Source organism: uncultured Aquimarina sp. (assembly GCF_947492965.1).
Classification (GTDB): domain Bacteria; phylum Bacteroidota; class Bacteroidia; order Flavobacteriales; family Flavobacteriaceae; genus Aquimarina.
The window spans coordinates 784,380-803,607 of record NZ_CANLOZ010000002.1 but is presented as its reverse complement, the minus strand read 5'-3'; the positions used below and the strand labels follow the sequence as shown (position 1 = coordinate 803,607).

General features: G+C 32.7%; 20 protein-coding genes and 1 pseudogene. 13 read left to right on the top strand and 8 right to left on the bottom strand.

The genetic code is table 11. The annotated features are described in order from the left end of the window. The first annotated feature begins 76 nt into the window (after nucleotides 1-76). The 6 genes and pseudogenes from Q1B37_RS08100 to Q1B37_RS08080 all read left to right on the top strand — a co-directional run bounded on the left by Q1B37_RS08100 (nucleotide 77) and on the right by Q1B37_RS08080 (nucleotide 5,349). Nucleotides 77-1,504 (top strand): AAA family ATPase, encoded by a 1,428-nt coding sequence (locus Q1B37_RS08100; protein WP_299600654.1) that lies wholly within the window; start codon nucleotides 77-79, stop codon nucleotides 1,502-1,504. A gap of 11 nt (nucleotides 1,505-1,515) precedes the next feature. After that, the gene (locus tag Q1B37_RS08095; protein WP_299897617.1) at nucleotides 1,516-2,079 is read left to right on the top strand and encodes a DUF4126 domain-containing protein; all 564 of its coding nucleotides are present in this window, start codon (nucleotides 1,516-1,518) and stop codon (nucleotides 2,077-2,079) included. A gap of 76 nt (nucleotides 2,080-2,155) precedes the next feature. Beyond that, nucleotides 2,156-2,860 (top strand): annotated as a pseudogene (gene kdsB / locus Q1B37_RS24230) (3-deoxy-manno-octulosonate cytidylyltransferase); the annotation flags it as partial. 78 nt (nucleotides 2,861-2,938) lie between these two features. Continuing rightward, nucleotides 2,939-4,000, top strand: a complete 1,062-nt coding sequence (locus Q1B37_RS24225) for an iron-containing alcohol dehydrogenase family protein (RefSeq protein WP_366944309.1) — start codon at nucleotides 2,939-2,941, stop codon at nucleotides 3,998-4,000. A gap of 26 nt (nucleotides 4,001-4,026) precedes the next feature. Then, the gene (locus Q1B37_RS08085; protein ID WP_299897614.1) at nucleotides 4,027-4,578 is read left to right on the top strand and encodes a 1-acyl-sn-glycerol-3-phosphate acyltransferase; all 552 of its coding nucleotides are present in this window, start codon (nucleotides 4,027-4,029) and stop codon (nucleotides 4,576-4,578) included. Between the two features lie 39 nt (nucleotides 4,579-4,617). After that, the gene (locus tag Q1B37_RS08080) at nucleotides 4,618-5,349 is read left to right on the top strand and encodes a hypothetical protein (protein ID WP_299897612.1); all 732 of its coding nucleotides are present in this window, start codon (nucleotides 4,618-4,620) and stop codon (nucleotides 5,347-5,349) included. Here Q1B37_RS08080 and Q1B37_RS08075 read toward each other — a convergent pair. From Q1B37_RS08075 to Q1B37_RS08045, 7 genes are all read right to left on the bottom strand, one after another. Then, nucleotides 5,346-5,861: a hypothetical protein gene (locus Q1B37_RS08075; protein ID WP_299897610.1), complete on the bottom strand. Its 516-nt coding sequence runs from the start codon at nucleotides 5,859-5,861 to the stop codon at nucleotides 5,346-5,348. The genes Q1B37_RS08080 and Q1B37_RS08075 overlap by 4 nt on opposite strands. A gap of 100 nt (nucleotides 5,862-5,961) precedes the next feature. Then, the gene (locus Q1B37_RS08070; RefSeq protein WP_299897607.1) at nucleotides 5,962-6,687 is read right to left on the bottom strand and encodes a YebC/PmpR family DNA-binding transcriptional regulator; all 726 of its coding nucleotides are present in this window, start codon (nucleotides 6,685-6,687) and stop codon (nucleotides 5,962-5,964) included. An 81-nt stretch (nucleotides 6,688-6,768) separates the two neighbouring features. After that, on the bottom strand, nucleotides 6,769-7,053 hold the full coding sequence (locus Q1B37_RS08065; RefSeq protein WP_299897605.1) for a 4a-hydroxytetrahydrobiopterin dehydratase: 285 nt from the start codon (nucleotides 7,051-7,053) through the stop codon (nucleotides 6,769-6,771). A 16-nt stretch (nucleotides 7,054-7,069) separates the two neighbouring features. Beyond that, nucleotides 7,070-9,232, bottom strand: a complete 2,163-nt coding sequence (locus Q1B37_RS08060) for a glycoside hydrolase family 9 protein (RefSeq protein ID WP_299897602.1) — start codon at nucleotides 9,230-9,232, stop codon at nucleotides 7,070-7,072. 152 nt (nucleotides 9,233-9,384) lie between these two features. After that, complete coding sequence (locus Q1B37_RS08055; protein ID WP_299897599.1) at nucleotides 9,385-10,332, bottom strand: septum formation inhibitor Maf; 948 nt, start codon at nucleotides 10,330-10,332, stop codon at nucleotides 9,385-9,387. A 100-nt stretch (nucleotides 10,333-10,432) separates the two neighbouring features. Further along, nucleotides 10,433-11,020: a Maf-like protein gene (locus Q1B37_RS08050; protein ID WP_299897596.1), complete on the bottom strand. Its 588-nt coding sequence runs from the start codon at nucleotides 11,018-11,020 to the stop codon at nucleotides 10,433-10,435. A gap of 3 nt (nucleotides 11,021-11,023) precedes the next feature. Continuing rightward, on the bottom strand, nucleotides 11,024-11,908 hold the full coding sequence (locus Q1B37_RS08045) for a geranylgeranylglycerol-phosphate geranylgeranyltransferase (protein WP_299897593.1): 885 nt from the start codon (nucleotides 11,906-11,908) through the stop codon (nucleotides 11,024-11,026). A gap of 202 nt (nucleotides 11,909-12,110) precedes the next feature. On the opposite strand from Q1B37_RS08045, the gene Q1B37_RS08040 reads away from it, so the two are divergent. From Q1B37_RS08040 to Q1B37_RS08015, 6 genes are all read left to right on the top strand, one after another. After that, nucleotides 12,111-13,298 carry a S41 family peptidase gene (locus tag Q1B37_RS08040; RefSeq protein WP_299897584.1) on the top strand — a complete coding sequence of 396 codons (1,188 nt, stop codon included), beginning with the start codon at nucleotides 12,111-12,113 and terminating at the stop codon, nucleotides 13,296-13,298. After that, nucleotides 13,298-14,695, top strand: a complete 1,398-nt coding sequence (locus tag Q1B37_RS08035) for a HAMP domain-containing sensor histidine kinase (RefSeq protein ID WP_299897581.1) — start codon at nucleotides 13,298-13,300, stop codon at nucleotides 14,693-14,695. The genes Q1B37_RS08040 and Q1B37_RS08035 overlap by 1 nt, the downstream gene beginning before the upstream one ends. 1 nt (nucleotide 14,696) lies before the next feature. Continuing rightward, complete coding sequence (locus Q1B37_RS08030) at nucleotides 14,697-15,386, top strand: response regulator transcription factor (RefSeq protein ID WP_299897578.1); 690 nt, start codon at nucleotides 14,697-14,699, stop codon at nucleotides 15,384-15,386. Nucleotides 15,387-15,433: 47 nt separating this feature from the next. Beyond that, the gene (locus tag Q1B37_RS08025; protein ID WP_299897575.1) at nucleotides 15,434-16,645 is read left to right on the top strand and encodes a serine hydrolase; all 1,212 of its coding nucleotides are present in this window, start codon (nucleotides 15,434-15,436) and stop codon (nucleotides 16,643-16,645) included. Nucleotides 16,646-16,731: 86 nt separating this feature from the next. Further along, complete coding sequence (locus Q1B37_RS08020; RefSeq protein WP_299897572.1) at nucleotides 16,732-17,178, top strand: hypothetical protein; 447 nt, start codon at nucleotides 16,732-16,734, stop codon at nucleotides 17,176-17,178. 160 nt (nucleotides 17,179-17,338) lie between these two features. Then, on the top strand, nucleotides 17,339-17,755 hold the full coding sequence (locus Q1B37_RS08015) for a hypothetical protein (RefSeq protein WP_299897569.1): 417 nt from the start codon (nucleotides 17,339-17,341) through the stop codon (nucleotides 17,753-17,755). 56 nt (nucleotides 17,756-17,811) lie between these two features. Here the strand turns inward: Q1B37_RS08015 and rlmH are convergent, their stop codons facing one another. Further along, complete coding sequence (gene rlmH / locus Q1B37_RS08010) at nucleotides 17,812-18,285, bottom strand: 23S rRNA (pseudouridine(1915)-N(3))-methyltransferase RlmH (protein ID WP_299897566.1); 474 nt, start codon at nucleotides 18,283-18,285, stop codon at nucleotides 17,812-17,814. Nucleotides 18,286-18,369: 84 nt separating this feature from the next. On the opposite strand from rlmH, the gene nadC reads away from it, so the two are divergent. Then, entirely contained in the window at nucleotides 18,370-19,227 is an 858-nt protein-coding gene (nadC, locus tag Q1B37_RS08005) for a carboxylating nicotinate-nucleotide diphosphorylase (RefSeq protein WP_299897563.1), read from the top strand. Nucleotide 19,228: the final 1 nt, after the last annotated feature.

The window sequence follows — 19,228 nt, the reverse complement described above, 5'->3', positions numbered from 1 at the left end:
AAAAGTTTATAGCCAAAAAATCATTACTATCTTTGATTTATTAACAGATTATGGATTTACGGAACAAGAATTTTTCATGAGGGAAATAGAGTTTTATCAATTATTAAAAGATGATTTTCCTTTTGAACCCACTCTAAAACAGGATGTTGTACTTCAAAAACTTTCAGCTTTTATTTTATCAAGTAAAAAAGATGATCTTTTTTTACTAAAAGGGTATGCCGGAACAGGAAAAACTACTTTAATAGGTACTTTGGTAAAAAACCTATGGAAAGCAAAGTTAAGCTCTGTTTTATTAGCGCCAACAGGTCGAGCTGCAAAGGTAATTAGTAATTATTCTGGACGACAAGCACAAACCATTCATAGGAATATTTACTATCCTAAAAAAACCAATAGTGGTGGTCTAGCTTTTCAACTAAAACAAAACAAGAAAAGAAATACCATTTTTATCGTGGATGAAGCTTCCATGATACCAGATACTCCAAGTGACAGTAAACTGTTTGAGAATGGTTCATTACTAGATGATCTAATGATGTTTGTTTATTCTGGTCATAATTGTAAGATCTTGTTTATAGGAGATACTGCACAGCTGCCGCCAGTAAAACTGGAAGTTAGTCCCGCTTTAGATCCTGACACCTTATCAATGGGATTTAATAAAGAGGTAACTCAAATAGAATTGGATGAAGTAGTAAGACAAGCCGAAGATAGTGGTATACTCATGAATGCCACTAATCTTAGGGAATTATTAAATGGTGGTTTTTATGATTCTTTTCAGTTCGATATTCAGGGATATCCAGATATTATTCGATTAGTGGATGGTCATGATATCATGGATGCTTTAAATGATTCTTATGCCAGCTCAGGACACGAAGAGTCTGTTATTATACTACGTTCTAATAAAAGAGCTAATATCTATAATCAACAGATTCGATCCAGAATCTTATTTCAGGAAGAAGAGTTATCTTCTGGAGATTATCTAATGGTGGTAAAGAATAACTATTTTTGGTTAGATAATAAAAGTGAAGCAGGTTTTATTGCAAATGGAGATATCATTAAAATTCTTGAAATTTATGCAATTAAAGAATTATATGGTTTTCGTTTTGCAGAAGTAAAAATAATGATGGTGGATTATCCTGATCAAAAACCATTAGAAACAGTATTAATTCTTGACACCTTAACTTCGGAGAGCCCATCATTGTCCTATGAGGATTCGAATAAATTATATCAAGAGGTTTTAAAGGATTTCGAAGATGAAAAATCTAAGTATAAGAAGTTTTTAGGGGTAAAAAACAACAAGTTTTTTAATGGACTTCAAGTTAAATTTTCATATGGGATTACTTGCCATAAATCGCAAGGAGGACAGTGGGATACAGTTTTTATAGAACAACCTTATCTTCCTGATGGAATTAATAAAGACTATCTACGATGGCTGTATACTGCAGTGACCCGAGCGAAAGAAAAATTATATCTTATAGGTTTTAAAGATGAATTTTTTATCGAAAATTAAAGTAAAAGTATATGCAAGAGACTATTTTGAGTATATGTTTAGGAGTTGGTTTGGCTGCTTCCGTAGGATTTAGAGTTTTTTTACCCTTGCTAGCAATCAGTATAGCAGGTCATTATGGAGTTATTCCTTTAAATTCTGAATGGGAGTGGGTAGGGAGCAATACTGCGTTAATCGTTTTATCTATAGCAACGGTAGTAGAGATATTGGCTTACTATATTCCTTGGTTTGATAATTTGCTCGACACCATAGCAATTCCACTTGCAGCCATTGCAGGAACAGCAGTGATGGTTTCTACCGTCGCTAATTTGAGTCCTGTAGTTACTTGGGCACTTGCAATTATTGCTGGTGGAGGAACGGCGGCTACTGTAAAAAGTACCATGGGAGCATCGCGGTTAACATCTTCTGCTACGACTGGAGGATTGGCAAATCCGATAATAGCTACAGTAGAAACGGGAACTGCAACTGTTATATCGATATTATCTGTATTTCTTCCATTGGTAGCTATTATTTTGGTAATAGTGTTGTTTTTTGGTTTAAGAAAAGTTTATAAAAAACTATTCAGGCGCTCTTCTTGAAAATCGATTTAAAAAACCTATTTTTGACCCGCAAAAGCAAGCAATTTTGAACAAAACTGAACTAAAAACTATCGCAATGATTCCTGCGAGATACGCTGCATCCCGATTTCCAGGGAAACTTATGCAAGATCTTGAGGGAAAATCCGTTATATTGAGAACATACGAAGCCGCGGTAAAAACATCATTATTTAGCGAGGTATATGTAGTTACCGATAGCGAAATTATATTTGATGAAATTACATCTCATGGTGGTAAAGCTATTATGAGTAAAAAAGAACATGACTGCGGAAGCGATAGAATTGCTGAAGCTGTAGCAGATATGGATATCGATATCGTGGTTAATGTTCAGGGAGATGAGCCATTTACAGAAAGAGAAAGTCTTGAAAAAGTCTTAGAGGTTTTTCAGGGAGAAGATGCAGATAAGATCGATTTGGCAAGTTTGATGACCCCAATGACCGATTGGGATGATATCGTAAATCCTAATAGTGTAAAGGTAATCGTAGATGAGAATGATTACGCATTATATTTTTCTCGTGCTCCCATACCTTACCCACGTGATAAACAAGTAAGTCATACCTATTTTAAACATAAAGGGATCTATGCATTCAGAAAGCAAGCAATTTTAGATTTTTATCGCCTACCGATGAGAACGCTAGAAGCTTCAGAGAAAATTGAATGCATACGATATTTAGAATATGGTAAGAATATAAAAATGATAGAGACACACCATGAAGGTGTGGAAATAGATACCCCAGAAGATTTAGAAAAAGCAAGAAATTTAATTAACAAACAAAATCTTTTGAACATTACATCTACGGTTACTCCTAAAGTAAAAGAATCTTTCCATAAGAATTTTCCTATGGTGCCAAGAGTGGTTTTTGGTAAAGGATCCTTTAATCAACTAGGACAAATCCTCTCTGCAGAACGAAAGAATGGAGCCCCATTCATCTATCTTATTGATGATGTCTTTGAGAACAATAAAACATTTATCGAAGATAGGATTGAATTATCAGGTACAGACAAGATTATATATGTTTCTACAAAAGAAGAACCTAAAACTTCTCAAGTAGATCAACTTGTAACGGAATTAAAGCAAGAATTTGGCTTTACTCCAAGCGGAATTATAGGAATTGGAGGAGGATCTATCATGGATCTTGCTAAAGCGGTTGCTATTATGATGAATAATTCTGGAAGTGCTACTGAGTATCAAGGATGGGATCTGGTGCATCACAAAGCAGTGTACCATGTTGGTATTCCCACAATATCTGGAACTGGAGCAGAGGTGTCGAGAACAACAGTATTGACAGGTCCTGAAAAAAAATTAGGTATTAATTCTGATTTCACTCCGTTTGATCAGGTAATACTAGATCCAGAACTTATAAAAGACGTACCAAAAGATCAGTGGTTTTATACAGGTATGGATTGCTATATACATTGTATAGAATCTCTAAAAGGTACTTATCTTAATGCATTTAGTCAAAGTTATGGCGAAAAGGCGTATGATCTTTGTAAGGAAATATTTTTAGATAATACTTTACACAAAGAAGAAGCTGATGCTAAATTAATGATGGCTTCATGGCATGGAGGAATGAGCATAGCTTATTCTCAAGTTGGTATTGCTCATGCTATGAGTTATGGATTGGCATACGTTTTAGGAACAAAACATGGTATTGGTAATTGCATCGTATTCGATAAATTAGGTGAGTACTATCCTGAAGGCGTAGCGATTTTTAAACAAATGAAAGAGCTACACAATATACATATACCACAAGGTATATGTGCTAATGTTTCAGAAGATCAATTAGATACTATGGTCTCTGTGGCTCTTGGATTGGTTCCTTTATGGGAAAATGCGCTGGGTAAAAATTGGAAGGAACATATCAATGCAGATAAGTTAAAAGGTATTTATCGCTCTTTGTAACTTCTCTTTATAATATTTAATAACTCATGAGAAAGCTATCATCTTTTATATTTCATAAAATTATGGGCTGGGAGATGATAGGTGATTTCGATGCTGATAATGTAAAAAAGTGTGTGGTCATTGCTGTCCCTCATACTAGTTGGCACGACTTTTATATAGGGCTGTTAATTAGACAATTAGCAGGTGTTAAAATTAGCTTCATGGGAAAAAAAGAGCTTTTTAAATGGCCTTTTGGATGGTATTTTAGAAAGGTGGGAGGGATTGCACTTGATAGGACACCTGGGCAGAATAAAGTAGAAGCGATTGCTAAAGAATTTGAAAAGCGTGATGAATTAAGAATTACCCTAGCTCCAGAAGGTACCAGAAAAAAAGTGGAATCTTGGAAAACAGGATTTTATTATATCGCAATGGCAGCAAATGTTCCAATAATCATGGTAGCCTTTGATTTTGGAAAAAAGCGAGTAGTGATTTCTAAAGCTTTTCATCCAACTGGTGATTTGGATAAGGATTTACAGCATATGTACAGCTTTTTTAAAGGTGTTAAGGGAAAAGTTCCCAAATATAGTTTTGATCCTTAAATCTTTTCAATCATACCATAAAAGAACAGTGTTAATGTTATGAATAGTAATCGATTACAGTGTCCTAGTTGTGGAGCAAATGACTCTTTTAAAGAGAATAAACCAAATCTATATACTTGCTCATATTGTAATTCTGTTTTTGAACATGTAAGTGTTATTGATTATAAAAACATAGAAGACGTTCTATATAATCAAGTAATTACACTTCTTGAGGAAAGTACTCTACTAACTCCTGATCAACCCAAGTACTTAGTCAATTTTTATGCTAAAATGGAACAAATCCATGCATACCTTAGTCAATTGGATAAAAGTAGTTTTTATCATAAGTTGTTCTCTAGATTTGAAAAAGTATTAGATCAAGAAATAGTAAGGTTACATGATATGGGTGTTTCTCTTGATGCTAGTAAAGAGTTTTTATTTGAAGAGGGTAATTATATGAAGTTTTATTCATTGATTAATTATCAAAAAATGAAAGCACTACATCTAAGTAAGATCCATGATAAAAAGGATGGGCTGTTAGAAACGCTAAAAATTGCTCAATTGGCAAAAGATATTCAGGATAAGTTCATTGGAGAATATCAGGAGGAAATAGTAAGGTGTATTCTATTTTTATTACAAGAACTTAAGGAGAAAGAACGTTTGTCTTTATATCTGGACGTCTTATGTAAACAATATAAAGATAACAATACTGAAATGGAACAGCTTGATTCTGATATATATGAAATTATTGGAAAAGAAGGATATACTGAATTTAAGAATCGAAATAATTAAAATTTTCGCGTACTCTCTTTTTTAATCACTTCTTTTTTAGGTTCTTCCTTTTTTTCTTCTTCTAAAGCACTGGCTCCAAAAAGTAATTCTGTACTAGAAAATGTAGTCCCAAAGGTTTTGGCAGCAAGATAAACCTGTGATAAAGCGCTTTCGACTTGTTCCGTGGTAAGTTCTTTTAACGGGTGCACATAAGCAGACCATAGGATTCCATTAGAAATGGCGTATTTTACATCTAAGGCAGAATGAAAATTCGCAGTCATAGAATCTAGTAATAAATCTTTATCTAGATTACTGGAGTCTGTTATTGGAGCAATGATTCTCATTCGGTTATTCCTTTCATCGGTAACACACAACATTGGGATTTCTTTATAAATAAATTGCCAATTACCAGTGATTCCATTTATCGTATCAGCTTTTTGGGTAATTATTTCTCCTAGTGTTTCATTATTCATTTGTTGGGCTGTAACGCTTACACCAAACGATAATAAAATCAAAAATATCCATTGTTTCATTGTATGTTGTTTTGATGTAAGTCGAAAAAATTATTTAAACATAACAAAAAAGACTGCCTTTTATAGACAGTCTTTTCATAAAGTATTGTTATACTTTTAATTATGCTTCAGAAGAAGATTCTTGCATAGTATGATATACATTTTGCACATCATCATCTTCTTCAATTTTTTCTAAAAGCTTTTCTACATCCGCTGCTTGCTCTGGAGTTAATTCTTTAGTTACTTGTGGGATTCGCTCAAAACCAGAAGAAAGAATTTCAATTTCGCGACTTTCTAATTCTTTTTGGATAGTTCCAAAACTACCAAAAGGAGCATAGATTAAAATTCCATCTTCATCCTGAAACACCTCTTCAGCACCAAAATCAATAAATTCTAGTTCTAATTCTTCTGGATCTAGACCTTCTCCGTTAATTCTAAAATTGCAAGTGTGATCAAACATAAATTCTACAGATCCCGAAGTTCCTAAATTTCCATCGCATTTATTAAAATAAGATCTAATATTGGCAACGGTTCTATTATTATTATCGGTAGCAGTTTCTACAAGAATAGCAATGCCATGAGGAGCATATCCTTCGAAAAGAACTTCTTTATAATCTCCTTGTGTTTTATCAGAAGCTCTTTTGATCGCACGCTCGATATTGTCCTTTGGCATATTTACAGACTTAGCATTCTGTATAACCGCTCTTAAACGTGAATTAGAATCAGGATCTGGTCCTCCTTCTTTCACAGCCATTACAATATCTTTACCAATTCTAGTAAATGCTTTGGCCATTGCAGACCAACGTTTCATTTTACGTGCCTTTCTGAACTCAAAAGCTCTTCCCATAATCTAAATTTAAAATCTAATTACAAACATAAGTAGAAACCAAAAGTTTCACAAATAGATGTTTGATTCTACAGCATATTTTTATTCTTCTTCTACGATGCCGTCAATTGCCTTTGCAAGCTCAAAGTCTTTATCCGTTACTCCATCAGCGTCATGTGTAGACAAGGATATATTTACTACATTATATACATTAGACCAATCTGGATGATGATTTAATGCTTCCGCTTCAAAAGCTATTCTGGACATCGCAGAGAAAGCATCTTTAAAGTTTTCAAATTCAAAAGATGTATGTAGAGCATTATCTTCATATTCCCATCCGTCCATAGTTTTAAGACGATCCGTAATTTCAGTTTCTGAAAGTTTCATTTGGTATAATTTTATTTTATTGAATAATAATTTTTTGACTAAAAGTTTTCGTTTTATTTTCGGCAGTTAATATATACATTCCTTGGTTTAATTTAGAAACATTTATGTAATCTTTAATTTTGGTTTCAATTAATTTTTTTCCAACTAGAGAAGAAATAGTTACTGTATAGTCTGAAGTATCTATATCATTCGGGAATTTAATTTTTATTTGATTTTTAGCAGGGTTAGGATATACCACTAACTTTGAGTTCTGAGTGTTGGGCGTGTTTATCGACAAAGTATTATTAGAATCTGAAACAAATTTTGATAAAAGTCTAATATATGCTATCTGATATCCACAACTATTTTCAGAAATTGACCATGAATTCAATGGCCAGTTGTTATTAAAATCTAGATAAGATTTCTGATCAGGTTGTCCTTTAGGAGGATTGACGGAAATAGCATTACACAAAGCATCATTTGCGGTACTTCCACAGCTACTGTTACAGCATTGATCTCTATCATAGCTTGGATTAGGTCCTCCAGGAACAAAACCGGGAGCAGGACCATATAAAGAAACACCTGTTTCGTCCCAATCCGTTCCATCCTGAAACCAAGTGTGGTATATTTGATTAGCACAGCGATCACCTCCATAAGAATACATATTGGTTAGGTATACCATATTCAAAGGGTTTACTCCATGCATATAATGAATGTAGTTTTCTGCCGCTTTTTCTGCATCTACTTCTCTGGCATTGTTAAGTGCATATTCTTTAATACTATAAAATGTTAGCCCTTTCTTAGCTTTCGTGTTATTACTTCCCCAAGTGTAGGTGTCTAAATGAGCCATGTAAGGATCAACCTTTTTATCAAATGACATAAAGTTAATAGCATTAGAATTCATCGAACCGTTATACGTGTTCACAATATTATCCTTAACATTGGTAGAAACTCCAGGAATTCTAGTATAATACAATAAAGTTTCTTGTTCTCTAGCTTCGTAAGGAAAAACAAAGTTCCAAGCGATCATATGAGTTTCTGTATAGTTACTTTCAAAAAATGTTTTATAGCTATCTTGATTTGTAATTTCATACAAATGTGCTGCAGCACGCAGTTTGTACATGGCTCTTCCGTAATCATCTACTTCTTGTTGCCCAGCACCAATACCTTGCGATCCATTAGCCGCATCATTATTTCTCCAGACTACATTAGGATTTGCCGTTGCCCAATTCCATGCACTTGTAGCTGCCTGTTCTAGGGTGTTTGCATAAGCAGTCATTCCTAAAGAGGCAAATATTTTGGCTCCATAAGCAAAAGTACTAGCAGAATTCCAAGTGCTACTTGTATTAACGGCTCCATACAAACTTGGTCCTGTTGCAGCAGAAGGAGGACTTGCATGACTTTCGGATACTACGGCAATCATACTACCATCATTATTTTGTAATCGTAGTAAATGATCCATTCCCCATTTGACTTCATCAATAATATCTGGAATGGCATTACCCGATTCTGGAATATTATAATTATCTCCCCAAACATCAGGTGATTCCTCATAAGCCAACAACATTTCGTAAATATAGTTAGAAGTCCAGTTGGTGTATTTGTTGTAATCACCAGCATCATACCAACCACCACTTACATCCTTTTCTGTACTAGCATCGTTTGGAGCATCGTAACTTCTGCATTGCGTATCTTGTAAAGCGCCCATATGACTGGCACCATCTGCCCAATTAGGTTCTGCGTAAGGAGTCTCTTTTGCAAACCCTACACGCTGATAATAAAATGTTCGAACAGCTTGTTTGAGTATTTCATTGTAGATATCCTCTCGAATTTCGAATTCAAAAGAGCGAACATTATTAGTAGTATCTAGAATATAATAAGTTCCAGGATTTGTATGACTACTAAAATCAAACCACCAAGCTTTATCTCCTGATGATGTGTCTTCTGCACCAGCATTCCAGGTTACAGGAGTTCCTGTAAATACCTGTTGATCGTTGGAAGCATTTACTAACGCGTATGTATTTCCTGGATTAAAAGATTCGCTAGAATCAAAACCTGTTTGTGGATCTCTAATTACCGCGATTTTGTCAGAGTTTGGTCTATATCCAAATTGATCAATAACAATATGATTCGTTAACGACTGTGCTTGCATTTCGCATTTGCACATGAGTAACCATATGCATAACATGAGTTTTTTCATAATTAAGTAGATTTGTTAAGTTTAATTCTTTGGTAGTAGCAATTTCTTAATAAATGCTTAGTTTTCCTAATATCACTTAACAAATATATCTCAAGAAATAAGATTTTTTGTTTGGTTTTCAGTAAGTTATGAAAAGGTTGTGCAGGTTTGTATTATTTCAAATCTAAAGCATCTCTAAGAACTTCATCTTTATTACTGTTCTTTCCCCAATACGCAGATTTAATGCTTTTTAATTTTGTAGCTGTTGTTACTAATTCCTTTGTGTTTGGACCAAAATCACTTGTAAAAGTTTCTGTCCAACTTTCTATTTCATAAGGAAAAGAAGTTGAAAAAGTAATATTCAATTTCCTCTTTAGTTCGGGATATTCCAAGCTATAATTACTATAGTTACCTTCTTTAGTGATGGTAGCTTTGGCGTTGTAAGCTTTGATTTCTTTATGTTTTAATCGGCAATATTCCAGGGATGGGATTACTTTTATATCTCCAGTAGGGAGATTTTCAGGATCTATTCTAATCTTAGTCCAGAGTTCATTTTCCAAAATATCCTTATCTAACGTAAAGTTTTGATCAGCCTCTCCTTGAAAATAAGAATGCGACGTAATCTCATAATTCTCTTTGTTGTTAATTTGTGCGTATACATGACCACACCATTCTTGCATAGAGCTGGATACTTTAATCGCATGTTTATTGTCAGATACTGGATAGAACGTACTTTGCATAATGGAATAAGGATAGATTCCAGTATTAAATTTTTTAGTAGCATTGAGTTTTAGAACAGGCACGTTAGTATCGTTTTGGTAATCAGCTTTTACTTGTTCTTTTGGTAAAAAATCCTCTGTTACATAAATCAGCACAGCTTTTCCTTCTCTTATTTCTCCATATCTTGCTTGTTCTAGAGTATAAGAAGTGATTTCTGCTTTTCCTGCATACCAATATTTTTTAAAATCTTCCGAAAGTTCTTTTGCTGGTTGTAATTCAGATTCTGCTGATTTGGAACTATTGTTTAATGCCGTATTGTTTTTTTCATCAGCTTTGATATTACTACAGGCAATAATAACTAAAACTCCAAGTACACAAAATAGTAGTAAAGACTTTTTCATAGCGGTAATTTTAAGTTTTATGATCTATATGATTATTCAAAATCCTTCTTACTAGTAATCCTTTTGAATAATAGATCAAAAAAACTAAATTACGACAAAGCTATGATCTAGCAAGCGCTATTAACGTTTCATAAACAAGTTGTACGGGTAGTCCCATAACATTATAGTAACTACCTTCTATATTAGTTATACCGATATATCCTATCCATTCTTGTATTCCGTAAGCACCTGCTTTATCTAATGGAGAAAACGTGTCAACATAATAATCGATTTCTTCTTTCGATAAGGTTTTAAAGGTGACTTTGGTGGTTTGGTTAATAATTTTAGTTTGGTGTATCGTCTTAAAACACACAGAAGTGATGACTTCATGAGTCTTGCCAGATAAAGAAGCAATCATTTGTTTAGCATCTTCAGGATTTTTTGGTTTGCCTAATGCTTTATTCTCATGCCAAACGATAGTGTCACTTGTAACTAAAATATCATTGGGTTGTAAATCAGAAAACTCTCCAGCTTTTAGATTAGCTAAATAATCTGATATTTCGGAGCCTTTTAGATCTTCGGGATAGACCTCATTTACTTCTCTTATTTGTATGATAAAATCGAGATCTAGATCTTTAAAAAATTGTTGTCTTCTGGGTGAACCTGAAGCCAAAATAAGTTGATAATCTTTTAAAACAGTTTTAAGCATAGCTTATTTCAATATGAATTGATACAATAGCATAGATAAAGAAGTGGCAAATAAGACTAGTTTTAAAATTATACTTAAAACTTTATAATCTTTGTCATTTTCTGCTCCCCAACTTCTAAACATAAAGTATAATAAAGGAGCTACCAATACTGCTAAGACTATAACAACAGCGGTCGAATTATTAAACAAGTAAGTGTATACATAGTAAATAATCAAACCAATAGGAATTATAGTAAGACCACTGATAAGCTTTGCTGTTCTGTCTTTTCCTAAAGCAATTGGGATGGTTTGTAATCCTGTATTATGATCTTTATCAACAGTAAGAAGGTCTTTTACAATTTCTCTAATGGTAATCATAATAAACGCAAACACTGCATAGTCTACAATAATAAGGAAAATAACTTTTTGAGATGCCTTGTTCTGCTCTGTGATTGCAGGAAGTAAATCAAAAATGGCTACAGCAATTAGCCCTAAAGCCATCATTATACCCATTAGTGCATTTTTGACCACAATGATTTCTTTTAAATAGGTGGTGTAAATATAGAATATGCCAGAAACGACAATGAATAAAGCAGCCAATTTGGGTCGACCAATAATATTAGAAAGGTAAAAACCAATACCTACAGCAACAACATTAAAGATGATGAAAAGTCGGTTTGCTATTTTTTCAGAGATTACAATATTCGATTTTTCTTTATCCTCTAGATATAGCATAACATTAAGAGCCGCTACCAGAGAAACAGTCGCTATAATTAGTAATGAGATACCGAATCCATTTAGTGTAATATCAATTCCGAATGGTTCAAAAAGCCCGTACTTAATGCATAATTGAGCTAATGCTATAAGAAGAAGATTATCAAGTTTAATGAGCTTTAGATATGATTGCATAAGTTGATTGAATTGATTTGTTCGCAAATGTAATAATTAATCTTTTTTATAGCGGTATTAACTTAGCCTCTTCAATCCTTTATATTATAAGGGTTTTTCATGTTTGTTAACGTTAATGCATGGTTAACGATCTGTAATTTTTCGATTTCTTAGAAAGCCTTCTATACTTTTGATACCATCAACAATCAAAAAACGAATAGTAATGTTAAGAATCATCATCATTTTAGGAATCGTATCGAGTTCATTCGCCCAAACAAAGTATCAAAAGGATTTTAACACCTATTGGGAAACAGTGGATCAATACTTTGCTTATTTCGACGTTCAGAAAACGAATTGGGATAAAGTGCGAAGTATTTACCAACCTATTGTAGATACGATTCAAAATGATGATGATTTTATTCGTTTGTTAGAGATGACTAATAATGAGCTTTATAATGGTCATATTGGTCTAAACAGGAATTTAGCTTCTTCTAGTAGAGTAATCCCATCAGGAACTGATATATGGGTTTCATATAAAAACAAACAATTCATTGTATCTGGTATTAGAGACGGTTTTTCGGCACAGAAAACAGGAGTTAAATTAGGAATGTGTATTACAGCATATAATGGAGTTTCAATATCAAAAGCTATTAAAAAGTTTTTACCTAAGGGTGTTACCACGTATACAAAAGAAATGTATGAGTACGCAGCCAACTTATTATTGGCAGGGACACATAATCAAAGTAGAGTTTTGAATGTTAATGATTCATTAACATTAGAATTAGAAAAGGTGAGAAACAAAAATTATGAAGAATTGGTGACCTCAAAAATCATCGATAATAATATTGGGTACATAAAAATAAACAACTCATTAGGAAATAATAATACCATTGCTGCTATCGATGAAGCATTACGCGCTTTAGAAAATACAAATGGGATGATATTAGACCTTAGAGATACTCCTGGAGGCGGAAATACCACAGTAGCAAGAGGAATTATGGGAAGATTTATCAACAAAGAAGCAGCCTACCAAATACATAGCTTTACGTATGAAGAAAGATTATATGGAGTAGAAAGAAAAACGATAGAATTGGTTATGCCAAGAGGAAAGATATATGGTAAGAAGTTAGTTGTTCTTTGTAGTAAATGGACAGGAAGTATGGGAGAAGGAATGACGATTGGTTTCGATGGATTAAAAAGATCCGAAACCGTAGGTGCTGATATGGCTGATTTATTAGGTGCCATCTATAATTATACTTTGCCAGAAACGAAAATTGGCTTTCAAATTCCTGTAGAAAAACTATTTCATATAAATGGAAAGCCTAGAGAAGATTTTAAACCAAAACACTTTATCTTAGATTCCCAAGATCAGTTGCAAAAGGCAATTGAAGTTATTAATGCATCTCTATAATGAAGAAAAATATAAACTTATTAATTATTACTTCGGTTATTGCTTTACTTGCTTTATCTGGTATACAAGGGTATTTGATATATAATACATATCAATTAAAGAAAGATGTCTTTATAAAAGAAACAAAGAAAGCTATTAGCAATATAGATAATACCAAGGAAATGGATTCTCTCGCGGAACAATGGTATACATATCTGAGTGAGAATTTAGTGGAGTACAAGAAAAACAAAATTCAAAAGAAAGAAGCTCTTGATAAGTTTAGACCTAAAACAGATTCGTTAAATGATCTTTTTAAAGAATATTATAAGAAAGAGATTGCCAAACGCAATTTAGAGTATGATATTCAATATAAAAAGGATATAAAAAGTATCGTCCTTTTTGAAGATGAAAGGATGGACAGTATATTTTCTGCAGTAGACGGTGAAAATATATACACTTTCGGAGAAAAGTTCCCACAAAAAGATGAGGTGGTAATGAGTAATGCTCGATGGTTTACAGATTTTGAGTATGAAGATGAAGTAAATAGTGGTGGAATTAAAATATCTATGGATTTAGAAGTTCGTACTGTAGATTATATCAATATCATTGGTTGGAAAAGAATCGTATTTGGGCAAATGGCATCATTGTTTATTTTTTCAGTTTTGTTAATTCTTTTTGTGGTAATACTACTATTCTATTCCATTAGGAATTTGATTCAACAAAAGAAATTAGCGGATATTAAAACTGATTTTATTAATAACATAACTCATGAATTAAAAACGCCAATGGCAACTTTAGGAATAGCTTCTAAAACCCTAAGAAAACCTGAGATACAAAGTTCACCAGATGCTTTTGCTAACACTTTAGATATACTGGATCGACAAAATGATAGATTGCAAAAGTTAGTAGATCAGGTGGTTACAAATAGTTTGGGATCCGAAGAGATTATTCTTAAAAAAGAAGAAGTATTAGATGATACTTATTTTAAAAATGTATTAAAGGATTTTCAATTATCAGTACAAGACAAAAATGTTACCGTCACCTCCAAAATAGAATTTAGAGAAGTGAATTTAAATATAGACAAGTTTATGTTTACAACTGCATTGTTAAATATTTTGGACAATGCGGTAAAATATGGAAAAGATGAGGTAGAAATTGTTTTTAGAACTTATCTAAAAGATGATTTGTATGAAATATCAATACATGATAATGGAATTGGAATTTCACCAAAGGAACAGCGAAGGATTTTTGAAAAATTTTACCGTATTACCGAAGGAGATGTGCACGATGTGAAAGGATTAGGTTTAGGATTGTTTTTTACCAATCAAATTGTAAAAGCACATCAGGGCAATATAAGCTTGGAAAGCAAATTAGATTTAGGAACCACATTTACCATCAATATACCAATCAATGAATAAGATGAAGCATATATTATTAGCAGAGGACGATTTTGATTTCGGAAGTATTCTAAAACAATATTTAGAGCTTCATGGATATAAAGTGGTATGGGCCAAAGATGGGAAAGAAGCTTTAGAAGTATTTGGGCAAGAACAATTCGATATCTGCGTCTTTGATGTTATGATGCCCAAAATGGATGGATTTACATTGGCAGAAAAAGTTATCGAAATACACCCAGAAACTCCCTTTGTTTTTTTAACAGCAAAAAAAATGAAGGAAGATAAAATACGAGGATTAAAATTAGGTGCAGATGATTATATCGTAAAACCTTTTGAAGCAGATATTCTTGTATTACGTCTTCAAAATATTTTAAAAAGATCTCAAAGATCTCAAAGAACTCAAGTAATAAAGGAAGAGGTGTTGTCTATCGGTGATTTTAAATTCGATGCTGTAAATCATTGTTTAAAATTGAACGAGGATCGACAAAAATTAACCGAAAAAGAAACAATATTAATTCAGTATTTGTTTGATCATAAAAATACTATGATCAAAAGAGAAAACCTACTGAAAGATGTTTGGGGAAATGACGATTTCTTTTCAGGAAGGAGTATGGATGTATTTATCAGCAGACTAAGGAAGTATTTTAAAAAAGACAGTAAAATAAAAATCGAAAGTGTACGAGGTGTGGGACTAACATTTCAAATAGAATAAATTAAATCAATCATCAATCATCAATCATCAATCAAAAAACGAACATCATGAAAACATTACAAGTACTACTATTCTGTTGCATATCATTATATGTAAACGCTCAATTAAAAGGAGAGCAATTAGATCAAAAGCTGGAAAATATTTATAAATCCAGTAAAATTGCTGGTTTTGGTGTTTCCGTATTTACTCCTAATCAAATTTTGTATCAGAACGGTTTTGGTTATGCGGATAAAGAAACACAAAAGCCTTATACGATCAATACAGTACAAAATATCGGTTCGGTTTCTAAAACTTTTATAGGAGTAGCACTAATGAAAGCTGTCGAAGAAGGGAAACTTTCTGTAGACACTCCTATTAATGATATTTTGCCTTTTAGAATAAATCATCCAAGACATCCTGAAACACCAATAACGGTAAAACATTTGGCAACGCATACTTCTTCGATTTTAGATACAGATGCTTATGAAAAAAGCTATGTTTTAGAAAATGAAGCGGAATTTGTTGAAAAAAATTATACCAAAAGTGAGTTAAAGGACCTTATCTTGATGAAGGGCAATAAAAAGTATAGTCTAGAAGCTTTTCTAAAAAATCATTTGACATCAAAAGGGGAGTGGTTTCGAAAAAATAACTTCTCTAAGCATCAACCAGGCGACCGATATGAATATTCCAATATAGGTTCGGCACTATTAGCATATATTATTGAAATAGCCACAGAAACTTCATTTACAGAATATACACAACAAAATATACTAGACCCATTGGGTATGAGCGACTCGGGTTGGTCTTATGAAGCATCAAACCCAGAAAACTACGCATCAATTTACACAGAAAATGGGAATAAAATACCAAGGTATGATTTAATTACGTATCCAGACGGAGGATTCAGGAGTAGTATAAAAGACCTTTCAGCGTATTTACAAGGATTGATGAAAGGATATTATGGAGAAGATTCTGTATTAAAAACCGCATCTTTTCAACAAATGATGTCCGCTAAACTGGATAAAGACCAGTTAAATAATAAAGGAAATGAAAAAGATAATTATGGTTTCTTTTGGGAAGTAGGAACTTCCGGAAAGATTGGTCATAATGGATCGGATCCAGGAATCTTAACACTAATGTATTTTAATAAAAATGATCAAATAGGAGCTATATTTTTTATGAATACAGGTTTGGAAGAAGATAAAGATGTTCTTCAATCAGTAAAAAGTATTTGGAAAGAAGTAAAACAATATAGATCCGAGTACTCCAAAAGCTTGTAAGCTTCTACAAGCAATTAATATATAAATCAATCATTAACATAGTTGAGATTTCGTATTAGCGATTTCTCTTCATAAAAGCGAACAATATGAAAACAGTAATTTTTGTTATTGTAAGTCTTGTATTTGGCTTACTAACAACACAGGCACAAACCGATGAAAGCTCATCAGGATCTTCTTCTAGTATTTCTATAACCTATGATACCGATGGAGAGCATAAGACATTTTATAGATCATTTGTTACGCTCGATACAGATGATAACTATCGTATAAAGATTAAGTTTATGAAACGCATGAAGTCTCACATAAAATCTTATTTGATCGATCAGTTTGGGCAAAAGGATATGGTAATAAAGGACAATACATATTCTTGGACAAAAGGTTTAGAAGATGAAGAGGTATACGTAGTAAAACTAAAAGGAAATAAACTAAGAATAAACGTAAACAAAGAATTAGCTTCAGATAAATTATTAAAGAGATTTGGGCTTATCGGTAAAGAATTAAAAGAAATGACTTCCCAAGAATCAGGAAGTTAGTATTAGTAATTATTAAAATCAATCAATAATCTTTTCACTTAAAGTGAATCATTAATCAAAAATATGAATTATGAAATAAGCCATAACAATGTATTGGTGTTGACTGATATGTTATATGGCGATTCCATATGACCTTTGGAAAAACAATAAATATAAACATATGAAAACAATCATTTTTATCTTATGTATGACAATGGCACTGCCAACAGCACATGCGCAAACAAATTCAAACACTAAAGTAACGGTTAATTATTCTAGTGATGATACCGATAAAGGATATAATATCAATATTTCTGTCTCCAATACCGATGATAGTTATAGATTAAAAGCAAGTTTTCCTTCTGATAAAACAGATAAAGTAAAAAAGTTTTTAAAAGATCATTTAGATGCAAAGATGTCCAAAAGCTATGGAACTTATGAATGGAACTATTTGGCTAAGGGAGAAGATGGGTATAAAGTGAAACTTAAAAAAGGAAAATTATCAGTCTTTTTAGATAAAGATGCAGTTTCTATTGATTTGGTAGAAGATCTTATTGATGCTTTTGATGATCTAAGAAGCTTAATAAAGGATAACTAATACAATGAGTTTTGTCTCAATAGCTATAAAAATTGAGATGATTTTAGAGATGAGCTTTATCTGTGATGATAAGGCTCATTTCTTAAGATGGTAAAACCTCTGTAGAGTTGTTCGATAAAAAATAAGCGAATCATTTGATGAGAAAATGTCATTTTGGATAAAGAAAGTTTTCCGTTCGCTCTATTATAGACTTCTGGACTAAATCCATATGGCCCTCCTATAACAAATATTAATTGTTTAATACCACTATTCATATGTTTCTGTAATAGATCAGCAAAACCTATAGAGTCATATTGCTTTCCATTCTCATCCAATAAAACTAGCACATCAGAAGTGGTTATTTTCTGCAGGATCAATTTTCCTTCTTTGTCTTTTTGTTGTGCTTCACTAAGATTCTTGGAATTTTTGATATCAGGTATAATGTCAAAAGAAAACTTGATATAAAAACCTAGTCTTTTAATATATTCTGCAGTAAGATCCTGTAATTGTTTATGATCTGTTTTACCAACTGCAATTAATTTAATAGTCATTCGTATTGATTATTTATGCACTTTGTAGTTACTACTTCATTCTTCCAACTACTTTTCCTACTTTAGCAAAAATAACCATTCAATATGATTACAAAGGCTCAATTCGACAACGAAATTGAATTAATTATTGCTAATGCTATTAGAGAAGATGTAGGTGATGGAGATCATAGCTCTCTTGCTTGTATTCCAGATACAGCAACTGGCAAAGCAAAACTTCTCGTAAAGGATGAAGGAATATTGGCAGGAGTAGATTTTGCTAAGAAAGTATTTAACTATGTAGATCCAAATATGGAAATCGAAGTAATGATTGAAGATGGATCCAAAGTAAAATACGGAGATATTGCCTTTTATGTTTCTGGAAGCTCTCAATCTATTCTTAAGGCGGAGCGACTTGTATTGAATGCAATGCAAAGAATGAGTGCTATTGCTACAAAAACAAATCATTTCGTGCAACTTCTGGAAGGAACGGGAACTAAAATTTTAGATACTAGAAAAACAACTCCCGGAATTAGAGCTTTAGAAAAATGGGCTGTAAAAATTGGTGGTGGTGAAAATCATAGGTTTGCTTTATATGATATGATTATGCTAAAAGATAACCATATTGATTTTGCGGGAGGAATCACAAAAGCCATAGAAAAGACAAAAAAATATCTAGCTGATACCAAAAGAGATTTAAAAATAATTGTAGAAGCTAGAAACCTTGAAGAGATCCAAGAAATTCTTAAAACACCTGGTGTCTATAGAATTTTGATTGATAACTTTAATTATGAAGATACTAGAACAGCAGTAAAGCTTATCGGTGATACCTGTCTTACCGAATCGAGTGGTGGTATTAATGAAAATACAGTTCGTAAATACGCAGAGTGTGGTGTTAATTATATAAGCAGCGGTGCGTTAACGCATTCGGTATATAATCTAGATTTGAGTTTGAAAGCAGTATAAT

What these genes read in the sequence shown, in the direction of transcription:
- Q1B37_RS08070 (WP_299897607.1), bottom strand. Translation starts at nt 6,687, where the DNA reads ATGGGAAGAGCTTTTGAGTTCAGAAAGGCACGTAAAATGAAACGTTGG.
- Q1B37_RS08045 (WP_299897593.1), bottom strand. Translation starts at nt 11,908, where the DNA reads ATGCAATCATATCTAAAGCTCATTAAACTTGATAATCTTCTTCTTATA.
- Q1B37_RS08040 (WP_299897584.1), top strand. Translation starts at nt 12,111, where the DNA reads ATGTTAAGAATCATCATCATTTTAGGAATCGTATCGAGTTCATTCGCC.
- Q1B37_RS08065 (WP_299897605.1), bottom strand. Translation starts at nt 7,053, where the DNA reads ATGAAACTTTCAGAAACTGAAATTACGGATCGTCTTAAAACTATGGAC.
- Q1B37_RS08080 (WP_299897612.1), top strand. Translation starts at nt 4,618, where the DNA reads ATGAATAGTAATCGATTACAGTGTCCTAGTTGTGGAGCAAATGACTCT.
- rlmH (WP_299897566.1), bottom strand. Translation starts at nt 18,285, where the DNA reads ATGACTATTAAATTAATTGCAGTTGGTAAAACAGATCATAAACAATTA.
- Q1B37_RS08100 (WP_299600654.1), top strand. Translation starts at nt 77, where the DNA reads ATGAGGGAAATAGAGTTTTATCAATTATTAAAAGATGATTTTCCTTTT.
- nadC (WP_299897563.1), top strand. Translation starts at nt 18,370, where the DNA reads ATGATTACAAAGGCTCAATTCGACAACGAAATTGAATTAATTATTGCT.
- Q1B37_RS08085 (WP_299897614.1), top strand. Translation starts at nt 4,027, where the DNA reads ATGAGAAAGCTATCATCTTTTATATTTCATAAAATTATGGGCTGGGAG.
- Q1B37_RS08075 (WP_299897610.1), bottom strand. Translation starts at nt 5,861, where the DNA reads ATGAAACAATGGATATTTTTGATTTTATTATCGTTTGGTGTAAGCGTT.
- Q1B37_RS08015 (WP_299897569.1), top strand. Translation starts at nt 17,339, where the DNA reads ATGAAAACAATCATTTTTATCTTATGTATGACAATGGCACTGCCAACA.
- Q1B37_RS08055 (WP_299897599.1), bottom strand. Translation starts at nt 10,332, where the DNA reads ATGAAAAAGTCTTTACTACTATTTTGTGTACTTGGAGTTTTAGTTATT.
- Q1B37_RS08030 (WP_299897578.1), top strand. Translation starts at nt 14,697, where the DNA reads ATGAAGCATATATTATTAGCAGAGGACGATTTTGATTTCGGAAGTATT.
- Q1B37_RS08020 (WP_299897572.1), top strand. Translation starts at nt 16,732, where the DNA reads ATGAAAACAGTAATTTTTGTTATTGTAAGTCTTGTATTTGGCTTACTA.
- Q1B37_RS08035 (WP_299897581.1), top strand. Translation starts at nt 13,298, where the DNA reads ATGAAGAAAAATATAAACTTATTAATTATTACTTCGGTTATTGCTTTA.
- Q1B37_RS08060 (WP_299897602.1), bottom strand. Translation starts at nt 9,232, where the DNA reads ATGAAAAAACTCATGTTATGCATATGGTTACTCATGTGCAAATGCGAA.
- Q1B37_RS24225 (WP_366944309.1), top strand. Translation starts at nt 2,939, where the DNA reads ATGGTGCCAAGAGTGGTTTTTGGTAAAGGATCCTTTAATCAACTAGGA.
- Q1B37_RS08095 (WP_299897617.1), top strand. Translation starts at nt 1,516, where the DNA reads ATGCAAGAGACTATTTTGAGTATATGTTTAGGAGTTGGTTTGGCTGCT.
- Q1B37_RS08050 (WP_299897596.1), bottom strand. Translation starts at nt 11,020, where the DNA reads ATGCTTAAAACTGTTTTAAAAGATTATCAACTTATTTTGGCTTCAGGT.
- Q1B37_RS08025 (WP_299897575.1), top strand. Translation starts at nt 15,434, where the DNA reads ATGAAAACATTACAAGTACTACTATTCTGTTGCATATCATTATATGTA.